Below are 7,916 nucleotides of genomic sequence, written 5' to 3'. Positions count from 1 at the left end.
CAGCGCGCCCTGGATCAGGGCCTCGCGCACCGTAGCGGCGTCGGCGTCGGGATGGGCCAGGAAGCGCGGCCCGGTCACCGGGGTGAAGGGCACGGCGCCCAGCAGCTTGGGATAGTAGCGGCCGCCGGCCCGCTCATAGGCGTCGGCCCAGCTGTGGTCGAAGACGTATTCGCCCTGGCTGTGGCCCTTGAGCCAGAGGGGCATGACGCCGATCACGCGGCCGTCCTCGTCCTCCAGCGACAGGTGACGCCCGGCCCAGCCCTCGCGCGGAACCGCGCTGCCGGAGGCCTCGCAGGCGTCCAGGAAGTCAAAGCTGACGAACGGATCGCCGGACGGGCCCGCGCAGGCGTCCCACGCCTCCCGGCCGATCTCGGCGACGGCATTGTGGACCCTGATCTGGTACCCCATTCCGCTCATCCCGGCGAAAGCCGGGACCCAGTGCTTTGGGTGACCAGCTTTTGCCGGGTGCGCATCATCGCCCGTCCTGAAACGCCTGCGTCAGGCTGGACAGGACTGGGTCCCGGCTTTCGCCGGGATGAGCGGAGCATGAGGGCCGTTTTTGAGATCAGCGGACTTCCACGATGGCGTCGACTTCAACCGCGAAGCCGAGGGGCAGCTTGTAGACGCCGACGGCCGAACGGGCGTGGCGGCCCTTGTCGCCGAACACCTCGACCATCAGGTCCGAGCAGCCGTTGATGACGGCCGGGATGGCTTCGAAATCGCCGGCGACCTGGACGAAACCGCCCAGCTTCACCACGCGCACGACGCGCTCCAGATCGCCGTCCAGCGCGGCCGAGATCTGGGCCAGCAGGTTGACGCCGCACATGCGCGCGCCCTTGACCGCGTCGTCCTGCGACACGTCGGCGCCGACGGTGCCCTTCAGCCCGCCCGCGGCGTCGTTCGACAGCTGGCCCGAGATGTGGAGCAGGTTGCCGGTCTGGACGTAGGGCACATAGTTGGCGACCGCCTTGGCGGGTTCCGGCAGGTTGATGCCGAGTTCGGCGAGACGGGCGGCGACGGTCATGGGAAGCTCCAGAAGGGATTTGGGGGCGGTTTAGCCTGTGCGGAAGGAGGCGTCATCACCTTCTCCCTCCCCCTTGTTGGGAGGGATGTCGGCGCGTCAGCGACGACAGGGCGGGGTTCGTGTCCGAGAACTCGGCGCCCCACCCGTCCCGCTTCGCGGTCCACCCTCCCCAGGAGGGGAGGGAGAACCCAGCTCAGCCCTTCAACGCCCGTCCGGCCACAACGGCGCTCTTCCCGAACTTGTCCCGCAACGCGTCGATGGCCTTTTCGGTCTTCAGCGTCCGGGCCTCGGTGCTCTCGAACAGGGCGGCGGGGGCGTCGACGGCGTCGACCACCTCGCCCATGCCGATGCCGATCAGGCGGTAGGGCAAGCCCAGCTCGGGCGTCAGCAGGTCGCGCCCGGCGGCGAACAGGGCGCGGGCCGTCTGCACCGGCTCGGGCAGGCTGATCCGCCGCGTCACGATCTTGAAGTCGGTCCGGCGCAGCTTCAGCACGATGACCCGGCTGGCCACGCCGTCGCGGCGCGCCTTGGAGGCCAGCTTTTCACACAGGGGCCAGAGTTCGCTCTCCAGGTCCTGGGCCGAGGTCAGGTCGTCGTTGAAGGTGGTCTCGGCGCTCATCCCCTTGCGGTCATGCTCGGGCCGGACGGCGCGGGCGTCGCGGCCGTGGGCCAGGTCGTGAAGGCGCAGGCCGGTCTCGCCGTAGCGCTTGACCAGGTCTCGCACCTCGGCGGCGGCCAGGTCGCCGACGGTGGCGTAGCCGTCGCTCTGCAGGGTCTTGCCGAACACCGGGCCGACGCCCGGCAGGATGCGCACCGACTTGGGGGCCAGCAGGGCCTTGGACTCCGCCCCGATGACCGAGAAGCCGCGCGGCTTGTCCATCTCCGACGCCATCTTCGCCAGGAAGCGGTTGGGGGCCAGGCCGATGGAGACGCTGAGGCCGATCTCGTCCTCGATCCGCTTCTGCAGGCGGACCAACTGGAAGGCGGGCGGCCCGCCGTTCAGCCGTTCCGTTCCCGCCAGATCGATCCACGCCTCGTCCAGCGACAGGGTCTGGACCAGGGGCGTCAGCTCGCGGACCAGGCCGAAGATGCGTTCGCTCTCGGGCACGTATTTGCGGAAGTCGGGCTTCAGCACCACGGCCTCGGGACAGGCCTTCAGCGCCTTGAACATCGGCATGGCCGAATGCACCCCGTACATCCGCGCGATGTAGCAGCAGGTCGAGACCACGCCCCGCTTGCCGCCCCCGACGATCACCGGCACGTCGCGCAGTTCGGGCCGGTCGCGCTTCTCCACCGAGGCGTAGAAGGCGTCGCAGTCCAGATGGGCGATGGTCAGGCCGTCCAGCTCGTCATGGCTCACGATCCGCCGCGACCCGCACGCGCCGCAGCGCTCGGCCTTGCGGTCGCTGGTCCAGAGGCAGTCGCGGCAGATGGACTTCATGAAGGGGAGATTGTGCCTGAGCGGCCGATCACAAGCTATCGTGCTCGCCTCTCCATTCGCCTTCACGACCGGACGGGCGACGGGAAAACCGGCGCTTCACGTCAACTTAAGAGAACCGTGGTGAGACTGTCTCGGAAGAGCACAAGCCCCCGCGCAATCGCGTCTGAGAGGGGTGAACAGGCCGGGTGGTGATGTCGAAGAAGGTCCTCATCGTCGAGGATAACGAGCTGAACATGAAGCTGTTTCATGATCTGCTCGACTCGCAGGGCTACGAAACCCTTCAGACCCGCGAGGGTCTGCAGGCGCTCGCCCTGGCGCGCCAGTATCGGCCCGACCTGATCCTGATGGACATCCAGTTGCCCGAGATCTCGGGGCTGGAGGTCACCAAATGGCTCAAGGACGACGAGGAACTGAACCATATCCCGGTGGTGGCGGTGACCGCCTTCGCCATGAAGGGCGACGAGGAGCGGATCCGGCAGGGCGGCTGCGAGGCCTATATCTCCAAGCCCATCTCGGTGATGCATTTCCTCGAGGTCGTCCGGAAGCATCTGGGGTAGGGCGGCATGACGGCGCGCATCCTTGTCGTCGACGACGTCGAACCGAACGTCCGCCTGCTCGAGGCCAAGCTGACCCTCGAATATTATGAGGTTCTGACGGCGATGGACGGCCACACGGCCATCGAGGTGGCTTCGGCCGAGCGGCCCGACATCATCCTGCTGGACGTCATGATGCCCGGCATGGACGGGTTCGAGACCTGCCGCCGGCTGAAGGCCGATCCGGTGACGCGTCACATCCCGGTCGTGCTGGTGACCGCGCTGGACGGGCGCGAGGACAAGATCAAGGGACTGGAAGCCGGAGCCGACGACTTCGTCACCAAGCCCATCGACGACGTCATCCTGTTCGCCCGCGTGAAGTCGCTGGTGCGGCTCAAGGCGGTCATGGACGAGCTGCGCGAGCGCGAGGAAAGCGGCCGCCGCTTCGGCGTCGACACCGACGGCGCGGGCCGTCTACGCGGCTCCGGCGGGCGCGTCCTGGTCGTGGACGACAGCGCCCTGCAGGCCGGCAAGATCGTGGCCCAGCTGTCCGACGAACACCGCCCGGTGCACGAGCCCGATCCGGCGGCGGCCCTGATCGCCGCGCGCGGTCCGGTCGACCTGATGATCGTCAACGTCTCGGCGTCCGAGTTCGACGGCCTGCGCTTCGTGGCCCAGGCGCGCTCGAACGAGGCCTCCCGGCGCGTGCCCATCCTGGCGGTGGTCGATCCGGCCGACCGGCCCCGGCTGATCAAGGCGCTGGAGCTGGGCGTCAACGACATCCTGCCCCGCCCGGTGGACGCCGAGGAGCTGGACGCCCGCGCGCGCAGCCAGATCAAGCGCAAGCGCTACGCCGACTTCCTGAAGCAGAAGCTGGACTACAGCCTGGAGATGGCGGTCACCGACGCGCTGACCGGGCTGCACAACCGCCGCTACATGGCCGGCCAGCTGCAGGCCCTGCTCAGCCGGGCCGGGCAGGGGGGCGACACCGTGGCCGTGCTGGTCCTGGACATCGACCACTTCAAGGCGGTCAACGACGGCTTCGGCCACGACGCCGGCGACGAGGTGCTGCGCGAGTTCGCGGTGCGCCTGGCCACCAATGTCCGCGCCATCGACCTGCCGTGCCGTCTGGGCGGCGAGGAGTTCGTGGTGGTCATGCCCGGCGCCTCGCTGGAGGACGCCACCCGCGTGGCCGACCGGATCCGCCGCGACGTGGGCTCCCTGCCGTTCCCGATCATGGGCGGGGCCGAGAGCCTGACCATCACCGTCTCGGTCGGGGTGGCCGCCTTCAACGGCGTGACCGACACCCCCGACGCCCTGCTCAAGCGCGCCGACGAGGGCGTCTATGAGGCCAAGGCGCGCGGGCGCAACCAGGTGATCGCCCGGGCGGCCTGATGATCGTCGTTCTGTAACTTCTGAAACACGTTGATACTGGACAGAAATCGCGAATAGCGACAGCTTCACCTTAGACGAACAGCCGTCAGGACCGCGGTCCCTCGACCCGGCCTGCACCGCCTCAGCTTCGTCGGAAAGGGGCAGCAATGGGCCGGGCATCCTTCTCCCAAGCCATAGTGCAGTTTTCCAACCTCAGCGTCTCAGCGGACGACGCCGCCTACAGGGCGGTCGAGAACCTAGAGCGCGTCATTCTCGATCATGTCCCCAAGACGCCCGCCGAAGCCGTGGCGATGCTGGATGTGATCATCCCCGAGGTCTCCCTCGGCGGTCGCGCGGACGGGCGGGATGTGAAGGCCCTGCAGAGCATCCGTTCCCTGCTGGACGGCCACCCCGCCTAGCGACTCATCCAGGGCTTGGACTTGCCGGTGGCGATCCGGGCGGCCTGTTCACGCTGAAACTTGCCTCCACGCGGAGGCTTGGGCTGGGCCGCGATCCTGGCCTGCTTCAGGCGCAGAGCCCTCTGGACGGGGGTCTCGCCCTCGGGCGGGGCGTCGGTCTGGCCGTCTTCAGGATCGCTCATCCCGCACCCTAGCACGCCTTGCCGCGGATGAGGGGCGGACAACGAAAAACGCCCGGTCATCGCTGATCGGGCGCTTCGAAAATCGTTAGCAAATCAAGTACTTACTTGATTTTGCCTTCCTTGAATTCGACGTGCTTCTTGACGACCGGGTCGTACTTCTTGACGACCATCTTTTCGGTCATCGTACGGGCGTTCTTCTTGGTGACGTAGAAGAAGCCGGTGTCGGCGGTCGAGTTCAGGCGGATCTTGATGGAAGCCGGCTTGGCCATCGGACAATTACCTTTGCGGACGGCGAAAGCCGCTAAATGAGAGGCGCGGAACATACTCAGGCGCGCCCGGAAGTCAACGGGCGCGACGCCGCATTGAGCATCGGCCGTTCAAAGGTCACGGTGGCGGGCATGAAAGCGCTTCTTCTCGCCGCCGCCGCGGCCGCCCTGTCCCTGTCCGCTCCCGCCTTCGCGCAGGAGGCGACGGATCCGCAGGACGCCTTCCTGGCCCGGCTCAACGCCCTGTGCGGCCAGCGGTTCGAGGGGCGGGTGGTGTCGACCGACGCCGCTGACGCCGACTTCCGGGGCAAGCGGCTGGTCATGCACGTGCGCGACTGCGCGCTGAACGAGGTCGGGATCCCCTTCGCCGTGGGCGGGGACCGGTCGCGGCGCTGGATCGTGACGCGGACGGACGAAGGCCTATGGCTCAGGCACGATCACCGGGACCCCGAGGGGGTCATCCACGGCTATCACATGTACGGCGGCGATACGGCCGAGGCGGGAACGGCCTCGCGACAGGAATTTCCAGTCAATCAGGCCTCGATCGACCAGTTCGTGGCCGGCGGGGCCCAGGTCTCGACCACCAATGTCTGGGCGGTTGAGGTGCATCCCGGCCAGACCTTCGCCTATGAGCTGCGCCGTCCGGGCGGGCGCTTCTTCCGCGTCGAGTTCGACCTGACCCGCCCGCTGGCGGATTGATAGGGTTGATCGTTTCCGGTCGAATTCCGTTTTCAAAGTCGGCCAGACCGTAAAATACGATATCGCGCGCGGGGCGATGGGACGCGATGAACGGTGGGAAAGACCGCCGTCAGTCTGGCATGCGCGTGCGTCAGAATCGGACGGACGCGGTCAGGCGACGGTCCAGCCCTTCACCGGCCGGACGGTGGCGCAGGCGGGCGAGCCGTCCTTGCCCTTCCCGGGCAGGACCACCTCCAGAACGGCGCCCGCGCGGGCCTTGTCCAACAGGGCGGGCGGGATGTCGTGGATGTCGATCTTGGCCCGGCGGTTCCATTCCGTCGCATGGTCGCCCGCCGATTGGCCGATCCGGATGTAGACGAAGCGGCGCGCCGGACCCTCGCGGCGTACGAAGGGGCCCAGGACGCGGTTGTCGTCGGCCAGGCGGATCGGAACCTCGAACGACAGGGGCGCGTCGGTCGCCGTGACCGGCTCGTGCGGCGCGTCGTCCTTCTGCAGGCTGTAGCGAACGCCGGCGACCGGGTCGGCGATGGTCAGGCGCAGGGTGATCGGGGTGTCGGCCACGTCAGCGCGCACCCTTGAACGTGTCCAGCATCGTCTCGGCCTGCTCAAGCCGCTGGAAGACGTCGGCGGCGTCGCCGCTGACGCAGCCGGCGTCGAAATTCAGCGACTGGTCCGCGTGGCCGGGCTGGGACCAGATCACGCTGCCGTATGCCCCGTCGGTGATGACGCGCCGGCACTCGAAACGGACGCCCTCATAGGGAGCGAACAGGGCGCGGAAGCGGTCGAACTGTTCCTCCGACACCGGGAAGGTCACCGGCTCGGCGTCGCGGTTCACGTATCGCCCCTCACCGCCGCGCGGCAGGGTCCACTCGACCAGCCGGTTGCCCCACGAGCGCCAGACCAGGGTCATGGTGGTCGGTGCGGGCAGGCCGGGCGGCGGGATGAAGCGGGCGCGGGCCCAGTCATTCATCTGCCGATAGGCCCGATTGCTGTTGATGGACCTGCGGCTGAACGTGTCGGTGTAGCAGAAGCTGTCGTTCGGGCGCCGGACCTCGCCCCGACTGTCCCGCCAGAGCAGGTAGCCGTCCCGATAGACGTCCGCTTTGGGGTTGTCGCAGGCGAGGCCCTCGGCGCGGTAGGGCTCCAGCAGGTCGCGGATGACGACATAGTCCTCGTGGCTGACGGGGAAGGTCCAGTCCTCTCTGTCGCCGGACCGGAAGCGGCCCTGGCCGCCGTCCTCGATGCTGTAGAACAGGACATCCGGACGCATGACGACCTCGATCCGGTCGGGCGCATCCTGCGCCAAGGCGGGCGCGGCGGTCAGACACAGGGCGACGATGAGGGCGATGTGGCGGCGCATGGAAATCCTCCCGCGCCGAGGAAACCGCAGTCAACGGAAACAGGCAACCGTCGGTCGCCGCCGGTCAGGGATCGTCAGTCCTGATGATCCACGACATGCTGTCCGCGCACCATGCGGACGAAGGGCAGGGGACGATTGGGGGCATTGAGCCGCTCGGCCACCTCGCCCAGGACGAAGCGGGTGATGGCGGGCAGGTCCAGCGCCCGGGCCTCGACCAGAGGCAGCCAGGCGATCTCGTCCAGCTCGCCGGAGCCGGCCGTCGGCTCCGGGTGCAGCAGGGCCGAGACGTCGGCCATGAAGAAGCGGGCGTCGAAGCGGCGGGTGCGGCCCGGCGGGGTGATGGCGCGGGCCACATAGGACAGGGCGGCCAGGTCGGGCAGGGCGCCGACCGCGCGGAACTCGCGCCAGCCCCCGGCGACGGAGGCGGGCGGCGCGGGCTCGGCCAGCAGCAGGCCGGTCTCCTCATAGGTCTCGCGCACGGCGGCCAGGGCCAGGGCGCGGGCGCGGCGAACCGGAACCTCGCGGGCCAGGCGCGCCGCTTCGGCGGGCTTCAGGTCGGTGGCGAAGGCGGCGGCGGCGTCCGACCGCTCGACCTTGCCGCCCGGGAAGACCCATTTG

General features: G+C 68.5%; 12 protein-coding genes. 4 read left to right on the top strand and 8 right to left on the bottom strand.

Annotation, left to right across the window (positions count from 1 at the left end; genetic code table 11):
* The 3 genes from Q0C81_RS12940 to Q0C81_RS12930 all read right to left on the bottom strand — a co-directional run.
* The coding region (locus Q0C81_RS12940) for a peptidogalycan biosysnthesis protein (protein ID WP_291838526.1) at nt 1–408 on the bottom strand (408 nt) is incomplete at its 3' end.
* A 157-nt stretch (nt 409–565) separates the two neighbouring features.
* Nucleotides 566–1,024 carry a RidA family protein gene (locus tag Q0C81_RS12935; protein WP_291838523.1) on the bottom strand — a complete coding sequence of 153 codons (459 nt, stop codon included), beginning with the start codon at nt 1,022–1,024 and terminating at the stop codon, nt 566–568.
* Nucleotides 1,025–1,217: 193 nt separating this feature from the next.
* On the bottom strand, nt 1,218–2,465 hold the full coding sequence (locus tag Q0C81_RS12930) for a DNA polymerase IV (protein ID WP_291838521.1): 1,248 nt from the start codon (nt 2,463–2,465) through the stop codon (nt 1,218–1,220).
* A gap of 191 nt (nt 2,466–2,656) precedes the next feature.
* On the opposite strand from Q0C81_RS12930, the gene Q0C81_RS12925 reads away from it, so the two are divergent.
* From Q0C81_RS12925 to Q0C81_RS12915, 3 genes are all read left to right on the top strand, one after another.
* Complete coding sequence (locus Q0C81_RS12925) at nt 2,657–3,022, top strand: response regulator (RefSeq protein ID WP_291838517.1); 366 nt, start codon at nt 2,657–2,659, stop codon at nt 3,020–3,022.
* Between the two features lie 6 nt (nt 3,023–3,028).
* Nucleotides 3,029–4,393 (top strand): PleD family two-component system response regulator, encoded by a 1,365-nt coding sequence (locus Q0C81_RS12920; RefSeq protein ID WP_291838512.1) that lies wholly within the window; start codon nt 3,029–3,031, stop codon nt 4,391–4,393.
* 176 nt (nt 4,394–4,569) lie between these two features.
* Nucleotides 4,570–4,791, top strand: coding sequence for a hypothetical protein (locus tag Q0C81_RS12915; RefSeq protein ID WP_291838509.1), 222 nt, complete (start codon nt 4,570–4,572; stop codon nt 4,789–4,791).
* On the opposite strand, the gene Q0C81_RS12910 is transcribed toward Q0C81_RS12915, so the two are convergent.
* Nucleotides 4,788–4,973: a hypothetical protein gene (locus Q0C81_RS12910; protein ID WP_291838507.1), complete on the bottom strand. Its 186-nt coding sequence runs from the start codon at nt 4,971–4,973 to the stop codon at nt 4,788–4,790. The genes Q0C81_RS12915 and Q0C81_RS12910 overlap by 4 nt on opposite strands.
* A gap of 101 nt (nt 4,974–5,074) precedes the next feature.
* Nucleotides 5,075–5,242, bottom strand: a complete 168-nt coding sequence (gene rpmG / locus Q0C81_RS12905; RefSeq protein ID WP_029417689.1) for a 50S ribosomal protein L33 — start codon at nt 5,240–5,242, stop codon at nt 5,075–5,077.
* A 129-nt stretch (nt 5,243–5,371) separates the two neighbouring features.
* On the opposite strand from rpmG, the gene Q0C81_RS12900 reads away from it, so the two are divergent.
* Nucleotides 5,372–5,938, top strand: coding sequence for a hypothetical protein (locus tag Q0C81_RS12900; protein WP_291838496.1), 567 nt, complete (start codon nt 5,372–5,374; stop codon nt 5,936–5,938).
* A 150-nt stretch (nt 5,939–6,088) separates the two neighbouring features.
* Here Q0C81_RS12900 and Q0C81_RS12895 read toward each other — a convergent pair whose 3' ends face one another.
* The 3 genes from Q0C81_RS12895 to Q0C81_RS12885 all read right to left on the bottom strand — a co-directional run.
* Complete coding sequence (locus Q0C81_RS12895) at nt 6,089–6,511, bottom strand: DUF5990 family protein (RefSeq protein WP_291838493.1); 423 nt, start codon at nt 6,509–6,511, stop codon at nt 6,089–6,091.
* Nucleotides 6,501–7,298: a hypothetical protein gene (locus Q0C81_RS12890; protein ID WP_291838490.1), complete on the bottom strand. Its 798-nt coding sequence runs from the start codon at nt 7,296–7,298 to the stop codon at nt 6,501–6,503. Before Q0C81_RS12890 ends, Q0C81_RS12895 begins: the two co-directional genes overlap by 11 nt.
* A gap of 74 nt (nt 7,299–7,372) precedes the next feature.
* Nucleotides 7,373–7,916 (bottom strand): NUDIX hydrolase (locus tag Q0C81_RS12885; protein WP_291838487.1); only part of this gene is annotated, 544 nt, incomplete at its 5' end.

It is taken from the genome of Brevundimonas sp. (assembly GCF_023259385.1).
Classification (GTDB): Bacteria; Pseudomonadota; Alphaproteobacteria; order Caulobacterales; family Caulobacteraceae; genus Brevundimonas.
The sequence above is the reverse complement of the archived record's forward strand: the minus strand, read 5'-3'. Positions and strand labels throughout refer to the sequence as shown.